At 52.6% G+C, this 20,890-nt stretch carries 14 protein-coding genes; 9 read left to right on the top strand and 5 right to left on the bottom strand.

Annotated elements, in window-relative coordinates; genetic code table 11:
- The first annotated feature begins 520 nt into the window (after positions 1-520).
- A complete protein-coding gene (locus tag PLIM_RS01970) occupies positions 521-2,182 on the top strand; it encodes a sigma-70 family RNA polymerase sigma factor (protein WP_196349510.1) in 1,662 nt (553 codons plus the stop codon).
- 280 nt (positions 2,183-2,462) lie between these two features.
- On the opposite strand, the gene pnp is transcribed toward PLIM_RS01970, so the two are convergent.
- On the bottom strand, positions 2,463-4,574 hold the full coding sequence (pnp, locus tag PLIM_RS01965) for a polyribonucleotide nucleotidyltransferase (protein WP_013108662.1): 2,112 nt from the start codon (positions 4,572-4,574) through the stop codon (positions 2,463-2,465).
- A gap of 708 nt (positions 4,575-5,282) precedes the next feature.
- Positions 5,283-5,552 carry a 30S ribosomal protein S15 gene (gene rpsO / locus PLIM_RS01955; protein ID WP_013108661.1) on the bottom strand — a complete coding sequence of 90 codons (270 nt, stop codon included), beginning with the start codon at positions 5,550-5,552 and terminating at the stop codon, positions 5,283-5,285.
- Positions 5,553-5,999: 447 nt separating this feature from the next.
- Here rpsO and PLIM_RS01950 point away from each other — a divergent pair, with 447 nt between their 5' ends.
- Together PLIM_RS01950 and PLIM_RS01945 are read left to right on the top strand one after the other, a co-directional pair.
- Positions 6,000-9,203, top strand: a complete 3,204-nt coding sequence (locus PLIM_RS01950) for a DUF1553 domain-containing protein (protein WP_013108660.1) — start codon at positions 6,000-6,002, stop codon at positions 9,201-9,203.
- Between the two features lie 211 nt (positions 9,204-9,414).
- Entirely contained in the window at positions 9,415-10,464 is a 1,050-nt protein-coding gene (locus tag PLIM_RS01945; protein WP_013108659.1) for a DUF1559 domain-containing protein, read from the top strand.
- Positions 10,465-10,618: 154 nt separating this feature from the next.
- Here the strand turns inward: PLIM_RS01945 and PLIM_RS01940 are convergent, their stop codons facing one another.
- Positions 10,619-11,050, bottom strand: coding sequence for a signal peptide-containing protein (locus PLIM_RS01940; RefSeq protein ID WP_013108658.1), 432 nt, complete (start codon positions 11,048-11,050; stop codon positions 10,619-10,621).
- Between the two features lie 341 nt (positions 11,051-11,391).
- A complete protein-coding gene (locus PLIM_RS01935) occupies positions 11,392-12,381 on the bottom strand; it encodes a DUF1559 domain-containing protein (RefSeq protein ID WP_041400918.1) in 990 nt (329 codons plus the stop codon).
- A gap of 180 nt (positions 12,382-12,561) precedes the next feature.
- Here PLIM_RS01935 and PLIM_RS01930 point away from each other — a divergent pair, with 180 nt between their 5' ends.
- The 6 genes from PLIM_RS01930 (at position 12,562) to PLIM_RS01905 (ending at position 18,592) form a co-directional block, all read left to right on the top strand.
- The gene (locus PLIM_RS01930; RefSeq protein ID WP_013108656.1) at positions 12,562-14,673 is read left to right on the top strand and encodes a histidine kinase; all 2,112 of its coding nucleotides are present in this window, start codon (positions 12,562-12,564) and stop codon (positions 14,671-14,673) included.
- Between the two features lie 30 nt (positions 14,674-14,703).
- Positions 14,704-15,366, top strand: a complete 663-nt coding sequence (locus tag PLIM_RS01925) for a response regulator (protein ID WP_013108655.1) — start codon at positions 14,704-14,706, stop codon at positions 15,364-15,366.
- Between the two features lie 334 nt (positions 15,367-15,700).
- Positions 15,701-16,138, top strand: a complete 438-nt coding sequence (locus PLIM_RS01920; RefSeq protein ID WP_013108654.1) for a hypothetical protein — start codon at positions 15,701-15,703, stop codon at positions 16,136-16,138.
- Between the two features lie 309 nt (positions 16,139-16,447).
- Positions 16,448-17,158, top strand: a complete 711-nt coding sequence (locus PLIM_RS01915; RefSeq protein WP_081440176.1) for a class I SAM-dependent methyltransferase — start codon at positions 16,448-16,450, stop codon at positions 17,156-17,158.
- A gap of 323 nt (positions 17,159-17,481) precedes the next feature.
- Positions 17,482-17,613, top strand: coding sequence for a hypothetical protein (locus PLIM_RS24885; RefSeq protein WP_261340085.1), 132 nt, complete (start codon positions 17,482-17,484; stop codon positions 17,611-17,613).
- 187 nt (positions 17,614-17,800) lie between these two features.
- On the top strand, positions 17,801-18,592 hold the full coding sequence (locus PLIM_RS01905; RefSeq protein WP_013108651.1) for a phosphoadenylyl-sulfate reductase: 792 nt from the start codon (positions 17,801-17,803) through the stop codon (positions 18,590-18,592).
- A gap of 212 nt (positions 18,593-18,804) precedes the next feature.
- On the opposite strand, the gene PLIM_RS01900 is transcribed toward PLIM_RS01905, so the two are convergent.
- Positions 18,805-20,829: a DEAD/DEAH box helicase gene (locus tag PLIM_RS01900; RefSeq protein ID WP_013108650.1), complete on the bottom strand. Its 2,025-nt coding sequence runs from the start codon at positions 20,827-20,829 to the stop codon at positions 18,805-18,807.
- Positions 20,830-20,890 lie beyond the last annotated feature (61 nt).

Genomic DNA, 20,890 nt, shown 5'->3' with positions numbered 1-20,890 from the left:
CGTCTCTGTATGAGGCCACGACTCGGATCACTCACTGATCTGCCGTTGCGTCGTTACGGACGGAAACTCTTTTCTGACTTCAGAATTCTTTCTCAGCGCGAAAGATGATCCAGTAATGTCAGGTATTCGTTCGTAGAGAAGGGAAGAGCGTTTGAATACCTGGTGCTTTGAGTCAGACACGCAGCTCGGCTTCAACCCTGGTTTTCAGACATATGAAGTTTTCAGATATGAAGGCCGGGGGATTTTCCGGCCTGAAATCTGCACTCAATCAGGTCAGGGGCCGGAAGAACGAGTTTCTGTGGTGAACGTTCCGCGAAAATTGAACGGTGTGAAACAGAATGCAACGTTCATCGGTTCATAATGGAACACTTGTCTCAATGGACGACCATCCCGAAGAAAACCTCCAAGGAACGTCTTGCCAAAGGCAAACCCATATTCGTTGTTGTTGAATACTTTTTGTTTGAACGAATTCCAGGTTTTTGAATCCAATATCCTCAGGCCAGAAATGAAAGGGCCGATCATGTCGAATTACCGCCATCCGGCCTTGAGACTTCTGGCCGAACAGCAGATGCGCTATTCACCTCGCGATGTCCGCCTGCAGCAGCTTGAGCGTGCTGAACGGCTGGCTCATCGTGTCGATCCGCAGATTGAATATCCGTGGCAGAAAGTCTGTCAGGAAGTGACTTCGTATCGACCTGAGTCATACCCGGATCTGCTCATCACCGGGTCCGATCTGCTGCATGATCTGCGGGTCTTCATTGAAGACCTGTCGGAGTCGATTGAACTACGCCCAGAGCAGATGACTGAAGATGTACTGACCGTCGAAGATGTCAGCCGACAGTACAACGTCAGCACAAAAACCGTTGACCGCTGGCGGGATCGTGGCTTGATCAGTCGCAAATTCCTCTTTGGTGGTCGTAAGCGAGTGGCCTTTCTCAGGTCATCGGTGGATCAATTTGTGGAGGCCAATCACGAAGACATCGGCCGTGTGGGGAATTTTCGCCATGTCACGGACGATGAACGACGGATGATTCTCGGTCGTGCCAGGCGTTTGGCACGCTTTGGTGCCGGCCCGACAGAAATCAATCGTCGGCTGGCCAGGAAGTTTCATCGTTCTCCCGAAACGATTCGACTGATGTTGAAAGATTTTGATCGAGAACAGCCCGAGATTGCATTGTTCCCCGATGACTCCGATGTGCTTTCGCTGACCGAGCGCGAAGCAGTTTACGAGGCCTACCACCAGGGTGTGGCCGTCGAAGATCTCGCGACCAAGTTCAAGCGAACCAAGTCGAGTCTTTATCGAACGATTGCCGAAGTGAGAGCCCGGCATCTCCTGAGTCGCTCGATCGATTACATGGATGCGCCCGAGTTCCATCGGGAAGCCGCTAAAGCCATTGAGTCTGAAGAACCGCCCGCTGTTATCGATCAGGGAGTAACTAAGCCACCACCCGGTTTGCCTCCTTATCTGGCGAGCTTGTATGCCACTCCACTGCTGACCAGGGAGCAGGAGCATCATTACTTCCGCAAAATGAACTACCTGAAGTTTGCCGCGGAAAATCTGCGCAAAACGATTTCGTTAGCGCAGCCTCGCGTGAAGCTCATGGATGAAATTGAATCGCTGCTCGCCAGATCAACCGAGATCAAGAACTTCCTGATTCGCAGTAATTTGCGATTGGTCGTGTCGATTGCCAAAAAGCATTCGCATCCGACAGCCAACTTTTTTGAGATGATCAGTGATGGGAATATGTCTCTCATCAAGGCGATTGAAAAATTTGATTACACACGCGGCTTTAAGTTCTCCACTTACGCCTCGTGGGCCATCATGAAGAACTTCGCCAGATCGATTCCTGCTGAGAACACTCGGCTCGATCGCTTCCGCACAGGGAGCGAAGAAGTCTTTGTGCAGTCCATGGATCCGCGCACCGATCAGTTCCGAGACGAAATCGTGAACTATCGTCAGCGGGAAGCCCTCATGGGGATTCTCGGACAACTCGAATTGCGAGAACGCGATATCATCATGCATCGCTATGGCCTGGAAACTGGCCAGCAACCGCAAACTCTCGAACAGGTCGGGCATCGTTTAGGTGTCACGAAAGAACGAATTCGACAAATCGAAGCCCGCGCTTTGAAGAAGTTGAAGCGTATTGCCACTGACGAACGTCTCGATATTCCCGGGATCTAAGTCGGATTCTAATAATTAGCTGCGTTTCTTGATATGGGGTGGCTGGGGTTGAGTCTTCGAACCCCCAGTTCGTTCCGAAAATCGCTGGGGCGTTCGAAGACTCAACCCCAGCCACCCGTCCGATCGTTGCCCCGTTCGGTGCCGTGACTCCCGAGATTCAGTCGCGAGACCTCGTCACAGAACAACTGTGGCTAAGCAACAAAGCCCAGCAAACACGATTTGTGCTTGCCGGGCTTTGGCATTTTCGAGGAGACCTGTGGGTTGACTTGGTCAACCAAGATTACTCAGCGGCTGGCTTCTCGGCTTCATCAGCCAATACAGCCTTCCGCGAAAGCTTGACACGGTTCTGTTCGTCGATGGCGATGACTTTCACCTGAATCTTCTCGCCCACCTGGACAACTTCGTTCACATTCTTCACGAAGCCGTCCGAGAGTTCGCTGATGTGGCAGAGCCCATCTTTGCCCGGAGCGATTTCGATAAAGGCACCGAAATCCTTGATCGAGCTGACCGTCCCGTTATAGACCCGGCCGACCTTGATCTCTTCAGCGATCGCTTCGACTCGGGCCAGTGCGTCTTCGGCACCCACGCTCGAACTGCTGGCGATCACCACAGTTCCATCATCTTCGATATCGATTGTCGCACCGGTCTGTTCCTGAATGGCTCGAATATTCTTGCCACCGGGACCAATCAGCAGGCCGATCTTGCTGGGGTCGATCTTGGTACGAAGCAGTCTCGGTGCGTGTGTCGAAATCTCGGAGCGAGGCCGACGAATGGCACTGAGCATCGTCTTGAGCAGTTCGATACGGGCTTTCTTGGCCTGCTCGAGTGTGGCCCGCACGATTTCTTCGCTGATGCCATCGATCTTCAGGTCGAGCTGGATGCCAGTCACGCCCTTTTGAGTACCGGCCACCTTGAAGTCCATATCACCAAAGTGATCTTCATCACCCATGATGTCTGTGAGGAGAATGAACCGGTCAGCCGACTTCACAAGTCCAATCGAAATCCCAGCCACTGGCTGGCTGATGGGCACACCGGCGTCCATCAGTGCCAGTGTTGCACTGCAGACTGAAGCCATCGAACTCGATCCGTTCGATTCGAGAATGTCCGAGATGACTCGTATCGTATAGGGGAACTTTTCCGGCGAGGGCAGAACGCTGGCAACGGATCGTTCAGCCAAGGCCCCATGACCCAATTCGCGACGACCAGGGCCACGCAAAGGCTTGCATTCACCCACAGAGTAAGGAGGGAAGTAGTAGTCGAGCATAAAGGCTTTGGCTTCTTCGCCAAAGAGCCCTTCCACGCGCTGGACATCGCGAATCGTTCCCAATGTCACGGTTGCCAGCGATTGAGTTTCACCCCGTGTGAAGAGTGAAGAGCCGTGAACTCGTGGCAAGACACTGGCCGCACAACTAACAGCGCGGAGATCGTCGTGCTTCCGTCCATCCAGACGTACGCCATCAAGAATCAAGTCGCGAACTGCCTTGGTTTCAACTGCATAAAAGGCGGCGAAGAACTGTGCTTTCGTCAGCCCAGCGGCGGTCGTTTCAGCATCATTGGGAAAGAATTCGGCAAGAAGTTCTTTCTTGTAGGCCGATGTCTGGCTGCTACGCTCTTTCTTGACGCTCGACTGCTTGACTTCACGCAGTTTGGCATAAGCCTTTTCGAGCAGAATCGCTTCAAAAGGATTGGCTTCGGGAGCAGGGAGCACAAATCGTTCGCGGCCGGACTTCGCAACCAGTTCCAGCTGCAACTGGCACAATTCGACAATGGTCCGGTGCCCGAACATAATGGCATCGGCCATCTGATCTTCGGGAAGTTGCTTACCGAAGCCTTCAATCATCAGCACGGACTTCTCAGTACCGGCTACCACCAGATCCAGTTCGGAATCGGCAATCTGTTCCTGAGTCGGGAAGAGGATGAATTCGCCATCGATCAAGCCCACCCGCACAGCGGCCAGTGGTCCCTGGAAAGGAACCGGAGCCAGGCAAAGCGCGGCACTGGCACCAATAATCGACAACACATCGGGATCGTTCACGCCATCTGAGGCGAGCACGTTCGACATGACCTGCACTTCTTCAATATACCCTTCGGGGAAGAGTGGTCGAATGGGACGGTCAGTCAGGCGACTCGTCAGCACTTCGCGAAGTGTGGGGCGACCTTCTCGCTTGATGAATCCACCAGGAAACTTCCCAGCGGCAGCCAGACGCTCCCGATAGTCGCATGTCAGCGGGAAGAAATCGGTTCCCGGGCGGGAAGGGCCATTCTGAGCAGCGACGAAAACCATTGTTTCGCCATATTGAATTGTCACAGCGCCAGCAGCCTGCTTGGCTAACTCGCCGGTGGTGATGGATAAGGTGCGACCTGCAAACTGACGCTCTACGGTAACTTTCATACGTTTCAATCCTTCAACAAACATTTTTCAACAAACAACTTTTGTATTCATACACACAGGCTCGGGAGTGAGACATGAGCCATATCTATGGCTGAAGATTCACCCCTCGTTTTGAGCCAGATGGTCTTTGACGGGAAATGACTTATCACCTTCAGGCGAGTGAATTCACTCTCTCTGCAGGTCTTTGTCTGGTCAGAAAAGCCCCTGACCTGGACTTGGTGGTTTCTCGGGAAACCACGGAAGAGGAAACGGCATGTCGACCGATTTGTAAACTTCTGGCTTGAAATTCTCTGCCGGAAGCCGGTTTGCGCGACCATCGAATCACCAGACGACAGGACACTCGAGCGCGTCAGCCATAATTGCTGGTGCTGCGGTATCAATCGCACAATCGAACAGAAGGCTTGACTCTGCTGCAAAACCGGAATGCCCATACCCTGACTGTCGACCGCTGAAACGAGACGCCCCAGACAGGCGTGTCATTTCCATTGGCTGCAAATCTCTCGAAGCAACCAGACGGTACTTTTCACTGCAATCGCTAGATTCTTAAGCCACTGCTGACTTAGGCCTCTTCACGAAATTTTGAACCCTACTGAGAACCTGAACTAACCATCGCTGCAATTCTTCCTGCAGGGATCAATCAGTTTGCAAAACTACCTGCCTCAACAGAAACCGCCTCAAACTCGGGAAGAGTCGAGGCGGATATTGAAACTACTTGCGGAGGCTCAGTCGTTCGAGCAGTTCAAAATACTTGGCTGGAGACTTCGCCTTCACATAATCGAGCTGCCGTCGTCTTTTGCTCACCAGCATCAACAAACCACGTCGGCTGGCGTGATCTTTCTTGTGGCTGCGCAGATGTTCCGTCAGCTCGGCAATTCGCGAAGACAACACAGCAATCTGAACTTCAGGCGAGCCAGTATCTGACTCTGATCGCTGGAAGTCCTTGATAACCTGTGTTTTACGCTCTTTTGTGATCGACATTTCTGTTCCTCTTCGCTCCACCCGACACTTCTCGGGACATCCAGCCGTCGCGACGTGCTGGGGAGCAACCCTAGTTTTTCCCAATCATTGATGTCAGACAGTCTAACTTTTCGCCACAGACTTTCAATCGTAAAGACCTTTAAATCTGATCAAAAAGACACCATTGCTTTCTGGCCTGAGTTTTCGATTGAATAAATGTATTCACCTTGTTCTGTTCAAAGTGTAGCCAGAGAGTTCCAGCGAAGCTGATATTGAATCCGCCACCAGCCATACTCGATTTTTCCGTAACGTCAAACCCCACAAACAGATGCATTCTGGTGATGCATGATTTCGTGATTCAATTCAAAACATTCCCAGACTTTGCTGCACGCATCCCAATTCGAAATCGAACCGTTGGTACTGAATTGACTCCCTCCATCGAATGCCATCCCTCTCGCGAGCCTGCCCATGCCTTTTCTCCATCGTTTTTTTATCAGCACCCTGACCGCTCTGCTGATTGCGACAGTGATTGCCTCCAGCAACCTGGGAGTCCAAGAGGCACAAGGCGAGAATGAAAGTCCTGCAAAGCCTTCTGCAAACCTTCAAACGTCTAACAAGTTGCAGTTCAATCGCGATATTCGTCCGATTCTTTCTGATCGATGTTTTCATTGCCATGGGCCGGATAGTGCCACTCGCGCAGCCGGCTTGAGACTCGATCAAAGAGAAGAAGCTGTTCGTGCGAAGGCGATTCACCTCGACCAACTGGATCAAAGCGAGTTGCTGGTACGGATCTCATCCGACGATCCCGATCTGGTCATGCCTCCGCCCTCACTGAAGAAACCACTCTCAGCGACTCAAAAGGCCACCTTGAAACAATGGGTGCTCGCAGGAGCCGAGTATCAGCCCCATTGGTCCTTTATTCCTGTCCCTCAGACAATTTCCACTCCTGCAGAAACTCAATCGCAATTCGTTGAGAAGCCGCCCATTGATCAGTTCATTGAGGCTCGCCTGGCCGAAGTCGGCTGGCAACCATCTCCTCCAGCCACACGACTGGCTTGGCTGCGTCGCGTCACGCTGGACCTCACGGGACTTCCCCCATCAACCGTCGAAATCGAGCAATTTCTCTCGCTGGCCGATTCTCCTGAAACTCGTAGAGCTGTGGTCGATCGCTTGTTTTCAACACCCGCCTACGCCGAGCGGATGACCAACGAGTGGCTCGATCTCGCCCGCTATGCCGATACTTTCGGCTATCAAGCCGACCGGGAAATGCACGTCTGGCCCTGGCGCGACTGGGTGATTCGCGCGTACTCAAAGAATCTTTCTTACCGCGATTTTCTCACCTGGCAGGTCGCAGGAGATCTCCTTCCCCAGGCCACGCAAGAACAAAAGCTGGCCACCGCTTTCAATCGCCTGCACCGACAGACCAACGAAGGGGGAAGTGTCGAAGAAGAGTTTCGCATCGAATATGTCTCAGATCGCGTGCGAACCATCGGGACAGCGGCACTCGGCCTCACCATGGAATGTTGCCGCTGTCATGATCACAAGTACGACCCGATTTCCCAAAAGGAGTTCTACGCACTTAGTGCTTTCTTCGCGAACATCGACGAGCACGGCCTGTACTCCCATTTCACAGAAACGGCCCCCACGCCCGCCCTGCCACTTTTTGCCGATGGGCAGCAGGCACAGCATGAAAAACTGCTGCAAGAAATCCAACAGGCCGCTACAGCTTTGAAAGAAGTCGAAAGCCAGTTGATCACTCAACGTGAGGAGTCACAGCTCAACGCCAAAAATGAACCCATGCCAATTCAACCAGTTGAACCGGTCGCCCAGTTTGATTTTGAGGGGATTTCGCCCGGCGGAACCAACAAGCTGGTCGACAGCCGCAAGACTGCCAGCGGACAAGATCGTGGCCAGGCGATCGAGTTCAGTGGCGATGACGAATACAAACTCAAAGAAGTGGGGAACTTTGCCCGAACTTCCCCGTTCAGCCTTTCCATGTGGTTGAAGCCCGCGGAGCATAAGCCCCGCATGGTGATCGCGCACTGTTCACAAGCGGCCGAAGATTCTGCCTTCCGAGGTTATGCGTTTACTCTTGATGAAGGTCGTCCCACCTTCTCACTGATTCATTTCTGGCCAGGTAATGCCATTCGAGTCCAGGCACCGAACGTATTGCCGCTGGGTCAATGGTCACATGTGGCAATCACTTATGATGGTTCGAGCAAAGCCTCCGGTGTGCAGATCTATCTCGATTGCCAGCCACTTTCGCTGGTTGTCGAGCGCGATAAACTCACGCGCGATATCCGCCATCGATCCGAATGGGGCGATTCGGCGGCTGGAAGTTTAACTCTCTCACTAGGTGCCCGCTTTCGTGACATCGGCTTCTCCCAAGGGCAGCTGGATGACCTGAAAATCTTCGACGTGGAATTGTCGCAGGCCGAGATTGCTCAACTGGCCGAAGCGAAAGCAGAAGAACTCTCCCTCGCAAAAAACTCGTCCCGACCACTCCACTGGCTCAGGGTTCAACCCGAGTGGAAGGAGGCCTTTTCCAAACTCGCTTCTGCTCGAGTCGCAGAAGACGATTTCATCACTCGCATCAAACAAATCATGGTGATGGAAGAGCTTCCCGGCATGAGACCAACCCATTTGCTTAAGCGTGGTGAATATCTTCAGCCAGCAGAAGTCGTGCAGCCGGATGTCCCGCAGGCTATTGGATCATTAAAGCCTGAATGGCCCCGCAATCGACTGGGGTTAGCCTACTGGCTGGTTGATGATGCGAACCCACTGACGGCTCGTGTGGCTGTTAATCGACTGTGGCAGCTAGCTTTCGGTCGAGGGTTGGTCGCCACACCTGAGGATTATGGCAGCCAGGGAGCATTACCCAGTCATCCTGAACTGCTGGACTGGCTGGCACGCGATTTCATGGATCACGGTTGGGACCTGCAGCACACGCTACGGCAGATTGTTCTTTCGGATGCCTACGCGCGATCGGCAACCCCGGTCGATGTCGCCTACTATTCGGCAGATCCGGAAAATCGATTACTGGCTCGTGGACCCCGGTTTCGTCTCTCATCAGAAATGCTGCGCGATCAGGCACTTGCGGTGAGTGGCCTCTTGATCACAAAAGTGGGCGGGCCCAGCGTTTACCCCTATCAACCGGCTGGACTTTGGGAAGAAGCGGGAACAGGAAAAAGCTATCCCAAGGTGGGAGGTGAGCACCTTTACCGCCGGAGTATGTACACCTTCTGGCGGAGGATTCTGCCTCCACCATCCATGAGCACCTTTGACGCCCCCAGCCGAGAAAGCTGCATTGCGAAACGCGAGCGCACCAGCACGCCGCTCCAGGCACTGGTGTTGATGAACGATCCCCAGTTCATCGAGGCAGCGAGAGTTTACGCCGAGAATCTCAGCCTTGCGCATGCAGCTCCTGCTGATCGGGTGAAAGTCGCCTATACGGCACTCCTTACACGCGAACCGAGTTCTCGCGAACTGGAGTTGCTACTGGCATTCTATGACCAGCAGGTGGCCACTTATCAATCTCAGCCAGAGACCACCGCCGAACTCTTAAAGATCGGCGAGAAGCCAGCCTCAGGCAAAGTCTCGCCCGCTCAGCACGCCGCTCTCACCCAGGTCATCCTGCTGTTGTTCAGCCATGATGATGGGGTTTCGAGATAACCTTGTCGTGACGTTCGGAATACCTGCCCACAACCTTACTGCTTTGATCATCCGTTGGAATGATCCGACGTTCTCAACTATGCAATCTGCATAAATTCGTCATACCTTGCAATGATTGACCTGTTTTTGATTGCCATTCGCATTGATGACGTCAATAATGTCCAACGACTTGTTTATTTGTTCACTTTTTATTGGCGACTGGAGAGAGCGTATGCGGAAAAAACATGGTTTCACCTTGATTGAATTGCTCGTGGTCATTGCGATTATTGCCATTCTGATTGCCTTATTGTTACCCGCTGTTCAACAGGCACGCGAAGCGGCCAGAAGGTCGGCTTGCAAAAACAATCTTAAGCAGTTCGGACTGGCAATCCATAATTATCACGATGTTTATAACATGTTTCCGCGTGCGAATTTTGAAACTCGCAGTACCGGTGACAACTCGTACTGGGGTTGGAGCGCCCACTCGATGCTGTTGCCTTATTTTGAGCAGGCGAACATTACTGGTGACCTCGATTTTTCACTAGCAGTGAATGAATCCGGAGCAGGAACTCCCAACTGGCAAATGATCACTCGTCGCATTCCTGTCTTCCTGTGTCCATCGGATCAGGGGCCAAGCGATCCTCGCGGTGGTGGAAACAGCTATGTGATGAGTGCCGGCCCTACGCTTTATTGGGGGCATAGTGGTGCACTACGCGGCGGAGTTCCACTCAGCGAACAGGTGGGTGTCTTTAACTTCCGCGCTCGCGTTCGAATTGGTGACATTACAGATGGCACATCGAACACTATTGCTGCCAGCGAACAGATTGCTTCCGGTAGCGGATCTCCCGATTCCAAGCTTGCGGAAAGCTGGGGGCCAAGTGACTTCAGCACCATCAATTTGTCCTTTCCCACTCAGACCCAAATGCAGGCTCTCGGGACGGCCTGCAAAGCTCTTTCTGATGCTGCTTCAGCGACGGGGTCTGTCCATCGCCGATCAGGAAATTTGAAGGAGCAGATTCACTGGGCCTTAGGAATTGGTGGGCAAACAGTTTTCAACACTGTCTACAACCCGAATTCTACATTTCCGAACTGCGTGGCCTGCAGCGGTTGCTGGTCAACTGACAACATTGGAGTTTATACCGCTCGCAGCAGGCATACGGGCGGTGTACATGTTCTCATGGCTGACGGTGCTGTCCGATTCGTGAGCGATAACGTCGACAATACCACATGGCAACGACTCGGCGGCCGAAATGATGGACAGATTGCCTCGCTCGATAACTGATTTTTTGACCAAAGATTTGATATAAGCCTCTCCTGACGACTCGATCACAAATTAAAAGATTGAATAAGAGAACAGGCCGAATCGCATTGAGCGATTCGGCCTTTCAGTTTCTTATGGTGACAAATCCTGTTCAATTAGTACTTATATAGAAGATCTACTTCGTCTTCAACGAAAACTCGAACGTGTTATCACTCACATTCCGGCTGGGTTTCACTTCGGCAGTCAACGTCGAGGCTGAGTTATACTTTTGGGGGATTAATGCCACATAGTCGGGCATCCCTCCGGGAGAAGCGGGCGGAATCTCCTTCGTAGAAGTAATCTCCACGCGTTTCGAACCTGAGGTGCAATCAAACGCAAATTCTCCATTCTTGATTGCCCCGGCATCGGGCCGCCCCTTGCCATCCGCAGGCAGAATCAGCACTTCGCCATGTTCCAGTGGATTTCCATCCAAAGTGACCCGCCCCAATATCGGATACCGCTGAGGTGCATCACTGCCCCCGCCGCACCCGGCTAAGCCTGTCAGCAGCCATCCGGCACTCAAGGCCATGACCGGCAGATAGCTTTTCCAATTTGTATATGTAGACATTCGTATTTATCCAGCAGGTAGCTATCGAGAGGTTGATGAGAGATCTAGCATGTATTCTAGTATTCGACTTCAAGCCTTGGTATGGGGTAGCTGGGGTTGAGTCTTCGAACCCCCAGCGATTTACGGCATAAACTGGGGGTTCGCGAAGACGCTCAACCCCAGCCACCCGCCGAGATATTGACACGAGTTGCGAATCTGAAGTTGAAGTCGATTCAGGATGCGCCTGATTAGTTAAAGAGCGGTAACCTGCGTGGCATCGTTTATACTTTACGATCAGGCAACAACATCCATGCTGTCGCCTTGTGATCGTAATGAAAGCGATGACTTGAATAGGAGGTGGCTTAGAATTCCGAAACCACTTCACCGCCAGCCCGAGTTCCCAAGGCACGCCAGACACCCAGGTCGATGTTCTCGCTGATAAATCGCATCGATCCATCGGCCAGAGCCATGTGCACACCACCGGTATGCCGACTACGGGCATAAATCACTTGAGGATCTGTCGAGGCAGTGCAGGGTGCATATGTCGGACTGACGGGAGACCCTTCACATGTCCGGCAGCGGTCGGAAGCGGTCGTATTTGGCGGCAGGTTGGTGCTGAAGATGCTGCTCAAATGATCGGCACGCCAGTAACGACCGCGCCAGTCGCGGCTTACGTTTGGTGTCACTTCCGGAACCAGATTCACTTCTGCCAGCATGACGGTGTTCGATGTCCCATCGATGATGTCACGCATACGCACCGATGAGCGATAGAAGAACATACCGTCCATTGCTCGCGAATTGGCCACAGTCACTTCTGTGCTGCCGTTACAGGCGAGATAGTTCCCACAGAAACCATCATTGCGGTCGATCGTGGCACCATGAAACTCGGTCAGCTTCGATCCATTCGGGTCGGATGGACAGACGAAAGCCGGGATGACTTTGTTGATCAAATTGCTCGGAAAATCACGCGAATTCGTCGTCACAAAATAAGGCGAGACGGAATTGTAAAGCGGAGCCTGATCGATGTATGGCAGCGTCATCGGCATCCACGAAATGTCGGTCGGTGGCAGCGATGCTCCGGTGGCCGTCGTGGAAGGTGTCGCCCCTCCACCACCGGAGTTATTCAGCGCGTTCGAAATACTTCCAAATGGAAAGCACTGCATCACGTCGTGATAATTATGTAATGCCAGACCAATCTGCTTGAGATTATTGCGACACTGCGTTCTACGAGCTGCCTCCCGGGCCTGCTGAACGGCCGGTAAAAGCAGTGCAATCAGAATCGCAATAATCGCGATGACGACCAACAGTTCAATCAGCGTAAAACCTCGTCTGGCGCTGGAGAGATGCATCATTCGGTCCTGTTCGAAACGGAGAAAGGAGAAAGGGAATTGAGAGACTTCTTAACTTCCGCCTGGTGACTTCCTCGACAATGTCACATTGGCCGGGTTTGATGTGATTGACGAGATTAGATTCGAGGTTCAGTTCCCGCCTCACGCATTCGCGTGATTTCGTTCACAAAATGAGGAAGTATTGTGGCCAGGTATGCACCGGAAGTTTTCACTCCCCTGAATCTCCGGCTGTGGCGACTGCTGGCACTACTGCTAATAGGCTTACTCTCAACTTCAAATCTGCAGGCCGAAGCGAAAACTCCCTGGTTTGATCAACTCGCCCGCATCCTCAGTCCTCAAGTTGCTCAGTTATCTCGCTCGGAGCAGGATCTGAAGAGCCGGTTGGCGTCGCTGCCTCTGTACACACCACAAGAAGTCTTGCGCGCGGGCTATCACTCACAATTCCAACCTTCACGAGATGATCAGGAATGGATTCAGGTCGATCTGGGGGCCATTCGGACATTCGAATCGATTGTGCTCGCTCCTGTCCTGCTCAGGTTGAATGATCAGCAAATCCCGGGCTATGGCTTTCCCAAAAGGTTTCGAGTGGAAGTTGCAGATCAGTTGGATTTTCAGAATCCGAGAATACTGGCCGATTTCACCGCAGAAGATTTTCCCGCACCAGGCTACTTCCCGGTCCAAATTGCGACGCCGGGAGCTATTGGTCGTTATGTACGGATCACCTTCACACGACTGGCAACGTTGGATGGAAATCACTTTGTGGCGATTGGCGAACTGCTCGTCATCTCGGGCATGCGGAACATTGCCTTCTGGCGGCCGGTCGATGCCAAGAGTTCCATCGAGGCCGACTTACGCTGGTCCACTGAATATCTAGTCGATGAGTTCTCTGTCATCCCCCCACCCGTCGGCTTGCAGAAAAGTCCATCCGATGGTTTTCAACAGAAAGGGCCCAAGGCCACTCAGCTCACAATCACCATCGATCTGGGCGAAACCTACCCCATCGACGAAGTGCGGCTCTACCCGGCTCAACCCACCGATTCACCCAGTTCTCCCGGATGGGGATTCCCCACCAGCTTTCAAATCCTCTTAAGCAACTCTCCCGAATTTGAAGATGCCGAAGCGATCCTCGATTTCAGTCGTTTTGAACTGCGTCACTGGACAGATCGGCCGCTGATCATTCCTGTCGCCTCTCGCAGGTTGTTCAGGCAGCAGCTACCACAACTTCACGATATGCGCGGCGAGGTCGATTTACCCATTGATCCACTCCCTGCCCGATATGTGCGATTGATCGTCAACGTGCCCGATGAACGGCAATCGCCCCCAGTCGCAGCGCTGGCCGAGATGCAGGTCTACGCCGGCGATCAGAATGTGGCCCTCAAAAAACGAGTCACCATCACTCACTCTGACACTGCTTCCACTGGGTCTGATAAGTCTGAAACAGCTTCCTCACGCTGGTTTCCCGCTGCGATCGTCGATGATTTCACCAGTCGCAACGACATTATCGAACTGGCGAACTGGCTGAAGCAGATCGATTTACGCCGGCAGTACGAAGCCCAGCTTTCCAGTGTGCAGGAAAAGCTCGCACAGAGCCGCAGTTCGTTCTGGGTGAATGCTGGTGTCGGAGGTGGCGGCATTCTCATCTTGTCACTGAGCTTCTTACTGACGGCCATCCTCTGGCAGAAAGGTCGAATTCACCGCGAAACGACAAAACTTCGCGAACGCATTGCCAGTGACCTGCATGATGACATTGGCAGTAATCTTGGAACCATTGCCCTCATGAGCCGAAATCTCGCGACCGAGACAGGCATCCCGCAGGAATCGACACACGATTTGATTGAGATTTCCAAGATTGCCACCGAGACCAGCCAGGCGATGCGGGATATGCTCTGGATTATTAAACCTGCACCGCTCACTCTGGAAGAGTTCATCAGCCAGGTACGTCAATCCGCGACGCGAATGCTCGGGAATCTGGATCTCAAGATCGAGACACCGAAAGAGATCCCGGAGGTGACGGTCGATATCGTCTGGCGGAGGAATTTATTTCTTTCGATCAAAGAAATCTTTCACAATTTGAGCCGCCATAGCCTGGCGACGGCTGTCTCGATCACGATTATTCTTGATCGCAAATCGTTTCTGTTGGAAATCGTTGATAATGGCGTCGGTTTTGACTCACAAAAGGTGCTGACAGGGGATGGTCTGCCGAACATTCGCAAACGAATCGGCGAACTGCACGGCTCCATCGAGTTCTTGACGGGAACTCCGCACACGACCACCTTGAAAGTGCCACTCCCGTAAACTTTGGCTTTCTCAGGAAACTGATGGGCGATGACGAAGACGAACGAACGCCGCAACATCTGGCTGATTGAAGACAATCAGTCATTCCGCCGGGCATTATCGAAAACGATCGATGCCATGCCGGCCTATCACTGTGCGGCCAATTTCTCGACAGCCGAGGAAGCGCTAACAGCACTTGAAGTTCAATCCGCCCCCGAGCTGATTCTGCTGGATATTGGTTTACCGGGCATGAATGGCATCTCGGCCATGAAACCATTACGAGCAGCGTCACCTGCTCTCAAAATCATCATTTTGACAGTCTTCGATGATCATAACCGGATTTTTGGAGCCATTTGTGCGGGGGCCGATGGTTACCTGCTGAAGACTTCTTCGGCGGAGGAAATCGCCCGGGCCATTGAGGAAGTTTTGTCCGGCGGTGCTTCGATGACTCCTCAGATTGCGCGTAAAGTGCTGGAGTTAATGTCGAACACTCCACCCAAAGCGACTGTGCCAAAATCACCCAGCGATCTCAGCCTGCGGGAGCAGGATGTGCTGAAACAGGTGGTGCGGGGGTTGACTAAAGACGAAATCGCCCGCGCATTAAAACTCAGCCCCCACACGATTGATACCCATCTCAGAAACATCTACCAGAAACTCCACGTCCACAACCGCGCCGGTGCCGTCGCGATTGCGATACGAGATGGTCTGGTGTGAGGTGGAGACTTCGCCACAGTGCTATGTAGAAGTCAATGGGTGCCACTGCTGACTTGCTCAGCAGTGTTTTTCGAAGGCTCTGATCGAGAAAGTCAAAGGCCGGCAATCAAGGCGTATTGCCAGCGGAAATGGTTGGCAATATTTTTGGAGTTTTTGAAGTGTTAAGGCTATTCTCCAGTAACCTTTGTTTGGTCGTAACTGTGTATTCTGGTTTGGAGAATCAATTCTCGACAACCGCGCAGTGAAACATAAGAGATGCAAAGAACGAGGGAGGGAATTATTGCCCCCGGGCACTAACACCTTTTTTCGGAATTAAATGCCCGTGAGATACATAATGCTAAATCAACCAAGTCCAGACTTTTCGCTCATCATCAAGGATAACGAGAAAACAGCGGCACAGGCATTGAGCGATGGGCAGTTCGTCCAGACGTACCTGCTTGTTCACTCACTTATCGAAGCATTGCTCCGGCACTTCCTCCAAATATCTGATGAGAAGAACATCAGCTTTGACAAGCTTATCCAGAAGTACCGCGTTTACCTTGACCAAATGGGATACACAATTCCTACCTTCCTAGATGAGCTTACGCAGTTTAATCGTCGACGTAATCGCATCGTTCACCAGCTCTGGCGGAAAGGCCACTCATACACCAATCTTCAAGCGGAGCCAGCCGCGCGTGGCGCAGTGATTATGTACAGCCTTCTTATCGAATGGCTTGAAACATATGACCCAGCAATTACCCAGATAGGTTTTCGACTTGATGAGGGCATCTGAATTTTTCTTGCGACCAACATCGCGCCGAAACAGGTTGAAAGGTGCAGTAAAGAACATTTTCTTGACACCCCACCCCTGTAAAAATCAAACTCTCAACCGGGGCCACCCTTACGAACATTCAAAGGAAACGAGTGGCCTCAAATATGGCACGACGTCTCTTGAGAGCCAGTGACTCTCGCCTTCTTTCCCGCGACCTGCCACACTTGCCACTCAACGAAGTTGGCCAAACCAGGCTGTACCGCAAGATCGAGGAACGATTTAATTCATTTCAACAGTCGATCCTGCGTTCGGAAATAATGCACCGAAGTGATGAGACCACAAGTGAGACCGCGACTAGAACCACGCGCACTGTTTGACGAAATGGCAAAGACGTATGGAATTGTCCATGTCATCTCGTCTCTAGGATTTGCCTTCTTCTGGCGGAGGCAGTGCGCGAAGGCTATCGATAAAGAGAGCCGTGTTGTTCTTGACGTGATGTCAGGAGCGGGCGAGATGGTTCCAATTCTGATACGCCATATCCGGTGTGATGCAAAGATACGACTGGTAGATTTTTCAACGGGAATGTGCGACAGAGCACAAAAGAACTCGAAGCGATGGAAGCGCGAACATCTTGAGGTAGTGAATGAAGATGCCCTCAGCCTCTCATGTCCTGATAACGAGTTTGATGCAGTCACTTGTTCATTTGGGCTTAAAACCTTGACTACGAATGAGGTCGATCAATTCGCCGCGGAGCTTTGGAGAGTCACCAAGACAAATGGCACAGTTTCACTACTTGAGTTTTCAGTACCTCGCTCAAGGTTTTTGTATCCATTTTTTAAGCTCTACGTTAAGCACTACGTCCCACTTCTTGGAAGGATTTTACTAGGCAATCCAGACAACTATCGAATGCTCTGGGAGTATACTTCTGAGTTCAAAAGCTGCCGAGGTGTCATTCAGAACTTCGAGAGGGTTGGTTTCCAGACCAGATTTTATAGCCATTTTTTTGGGTGCGCTACTCAGATTGTGGCAGTGAAGGTTTAATTATCGAAAGGGGCGATCCAGCCAGTTGTGCCATCATTTCCACCTGCTGTTGGATTGTGGGTTATTTTCCAGGGTTAAGATGGTATTTCGTGTTTTCCCACAGTCAAATTGCCTGCACGTTGAAACTCAAACATCGGAAGGTGGCTATCTCTTTTCCAATCCCGGTGCGATGGCGCGGCGGATCAGCATTGTTTTCGCGACTGGTTTAGCCATCGCATTTGCCGGGTCGTGGATGATTTTCAGAGCACGTCGAAAGAACAGAAGTCCATAGACTCACGACAACCCCCTTTAACCCGGTGCCAAAATCGACTCTGGTGTGTCGCATGGTTCTCACCAACGACAAGATCCCCCGCGTATGGATGCTCAGCCCACACGCGAATACCACTTTTCTGCAAGATGTTGATTGGAAGCTGCCTGTCCACAACCGCGCCGGTGCCGTCGCGATTGCCATCTGAGATGGTCTGGTGTGAAGCGGTGTCATTCTGTCGGATGTTGATGGGTTTATCTCTTCATTGGCCATCGACGGTGGTGAAAACCACGAATTCAGGCTCGACAGGCTCGCATTGCCGATTCTCGAAGCCGTTTGCTAAACTCGCGGCCCGTGGGTGGTGATGAGGCAATTCCTTAGCTGAAATCGTTTGTATGGCGAAGCTTTCGCAGGCCGATCTGACTGAACTCAATCGCAACTTTGAGGAGCGGACTCCCGAAGAACTGCTGCGCTGGGCCACAGAAATGTTTGGCACCCGTGTGGCTGCGATTTCCGCCATGCAGATGGCGGGGAGTGTCCTTTGCCACATCATCAGTCGGCAAAAACTCGCACTGCCGGTTCTCTTTGTCGATACCGGCGTCAACTTCCAGGAAACTCTCGACACGCGAGACCGGATTGCGGCTGAATATGGAGTCGAAGTCCGGACGCTCGTTCCCTCGATGTCCATGGAAGAACAGACCCGGGAACTGGGCGTGCTCTACCTCACTCCCGATGGTCAGGAGCGTTGCTGCCACCTGCGAAAGACACTCCCACTGGCCAGAACCAAAGGACAGTTCGACTGTCTTGTCAGCAGCTTGCGACGTGCGGAAGGGGGCAAACGGGATAACGTGCCCATCCTTTCGGTCGACCCGCCGATGAACTCGCTCCGGCTGAATCCTCTAGCGAATCTCAAAGATGACGAAATGGACGCGTATATCGCGACGCACAACGTCATCATCAATCCCTTGCACTATCAAGGCTATTCAACGATTGGCTGTAACCGGTGTACCACGCCGGTGTTGCCCAACGAACCCAAGCGCGCTGGCCGCTGGCGACATCTGGGTCCCTGGGCCATGTATTGCGGCATCAACGCCACCGATGTCGATGGCGGCATCTCACCTTCGATCGACTTGAGTCAGGAGGTGGTCGATCGAATTCTGGGGCGTTCCACCGACTTCACCATTTAGGCCAGACTTTATAGATGGTGATCATACGTGTGGTTGGAGTCGGATGTCTGCATCCGACCCCAGTGACATCGCTTTGCCAGCACTGTTGCATCCGTGACGAGGCTCAGGTCTTCTCATCGCGATGGCCATGAGCGTTCTGCGTCCCATGATCTGGGGGCAAACGAGGACGTTTGACCCCAGCCACCCGCCGACTTCACCATCTAGTCCAGATTTTATGGCTTGGGGCCAATGGAGCGAGTTCCCTTACCATGCCGGGCCTTCAGATCGAACAGGCCAAAGATTTCCGACGCGGTCATCGAGAGTGACGCATTGAGGTTATCTCCATCGCCCAGAATGGCACGGAATAACTCGCGTTTCTCAGTGAGGACGCGATCGATCTTTTCTTCGATGGTGTCTTTGGAAATGAACCGCGTCACGATCACCTGGCTTTTGCAGCCAATGCGATGAGCGCGATTGATGGCCTGATCTTCAATGGCCGGGTTCCACCAGCGATCATAGAGGAAAACATACCCGGCAAACTGCAGGTTGAGCCCCACCGCTCCAGTGGCATAGCTCATCAAGATAATGTGCTTGGTGGGGTCTTCTTTGAACTGTTTGAGTACCGGTTCGCGAAGTTTGTTGGGTATTCCACCGTGGTAGACCAGTGGGCCAAAGCGCTCGAGCTTCTCTTTGAGAAAGTCGAGTGTCTTCGTCCATTGACTGAAAAGAATCGCTTTACCACCACTGGCGGCCACTTCCTCCATATCAGCTTCCAGTCGATCGAACTTGGCACTCTCACCCGTCAGAGGATCCCAGTTGGTGATTTGTTTGAGCCGTAATACCAGTTCGAACACATGCTGAATCGAAATGCTGTCACCCATTTCGTTGAGTTGGATGACCCCTTCTTTCTCGGCGGTATCGTAGGAATATCTCTGGGCGGGGCTCAATTCGAGAATGGCATCGCGATCGAGCCTCGGAGGCATGTCTTTCATCACGAGGTCTTTGGTCCGCCGAAGAATAAACTCCTTCGATAGTGACTGTAACTGCTTGAGATCGGGCGTGCTGCCTGGTGGGACGAGTTCCAGAAACTCGTAGAGCGCACCAAGTTCTTCCGGCCGATTTTCGATGGGTGTTCCCGTAAGTGCCCAGGCTCTGCGACGAGGAATCCGACGCGCTGTTTCGGCAGTTCGCGACGTGCGGTTTTTGATCCGCTGCGCTTCGTCCAGCACCACCAGGTCAAACTTCGGAAACTCGTCGCCAAAATTCGCCACATCCCGTACGAGAGTTTCGTAATTGACAATCAATACAGGGACACCTGGCATTGTCCAGGTAATGCGGCGGCGATCGGTATCCCCTTCAACCACCACGAAGGGGAGTTCTTCTGCCCATGTGCGAAACTCACGCTGCCAGTTGGGCAAAAGTGGTTTCGGGCAAACCAGTACCACCCGGCGAACCTGACCACTCCGCACCAGCAAACGAATGGCAGTAATGGTCTGCATCGTTTTCCCGAGCCCCATCTCGTCGGCGAGAAGTGCTGCATCGTGTGAGAACAGCCAGGCAATCCCTTCGTACTGATAAGGGAATGGCTCGAAGGGCATGATGAGTTCCTGTCCTTTGAGCCAGGTCTGCAAAGGGGGCTGCAAAAGATAGAACAATCGATCTTCGAGAGTCAGAACGCCTGCGGGTGGCTTGATGCGTGTGAGTTTAGCCTCGGGCTTTTCGACCAGTGCCGCCTCGGATTTCTCAATGAGATCAGCGGCAGTAACATCCGCTGCTGACGAAACGGATTCCTGTGCAGGGGCAGCTTCGGACGCAGAGGCGTTTTCAGCCATCGATTCTTGACGAGATTCTTCCTTCGGTTTCGGTGGAGGCAAGAACTCCAGACCTTCAGGAAACTTGAGTCCAAAGGTCTGAATGCGTGGCCGGCTCGGCTTCCAGGCTGGCCCCAGCGGGATCGATTTCATCAGAGTGACAGGCTCGGCGTCAACTTTCGGTAAACGCTGCAGAGCACTGTTAATCCCAGCCAGATGCAGGTCTGTCCCCATGGAGAGAGGCACATCCTTTGTATCAGGCGGAGCCACATTCTGGTTGTCGTACTGAGCAATTGACTCGAGAACCTGCGGCAACCAATGGGGAGCCGGAACAGCTGATGAGCTTGAATTCTGCTCGACTCCTTCGTGCAAGCCCTCTGAACTGGTACGTTCTGGAGCAGTGCGAAGGGTATGAGCCACGCTCGTTGTTTTTGAAGATTCGTCCATGATCTTCTGGGCTCCCAGGCTCCGGCCTCTCGTGAGCGACTGCCCGTTCCATCATGGGCCG

The sequence above is a fragment of the Planctopirus limnophila DSM 3776 genome (assembly GCF_000092105.1).
Lineage (GTDB): Bacteria > Planctomycetota > Planctomycetia > Planctomycetales > Planctomycetaceae > Planctopirus > Planctopirus limnophila.
The sequence above is the reverse complement of the archived record's forward strand: the minus strand, read 5'-3'. Positions and strand labels throughout refer to the sequence as shown.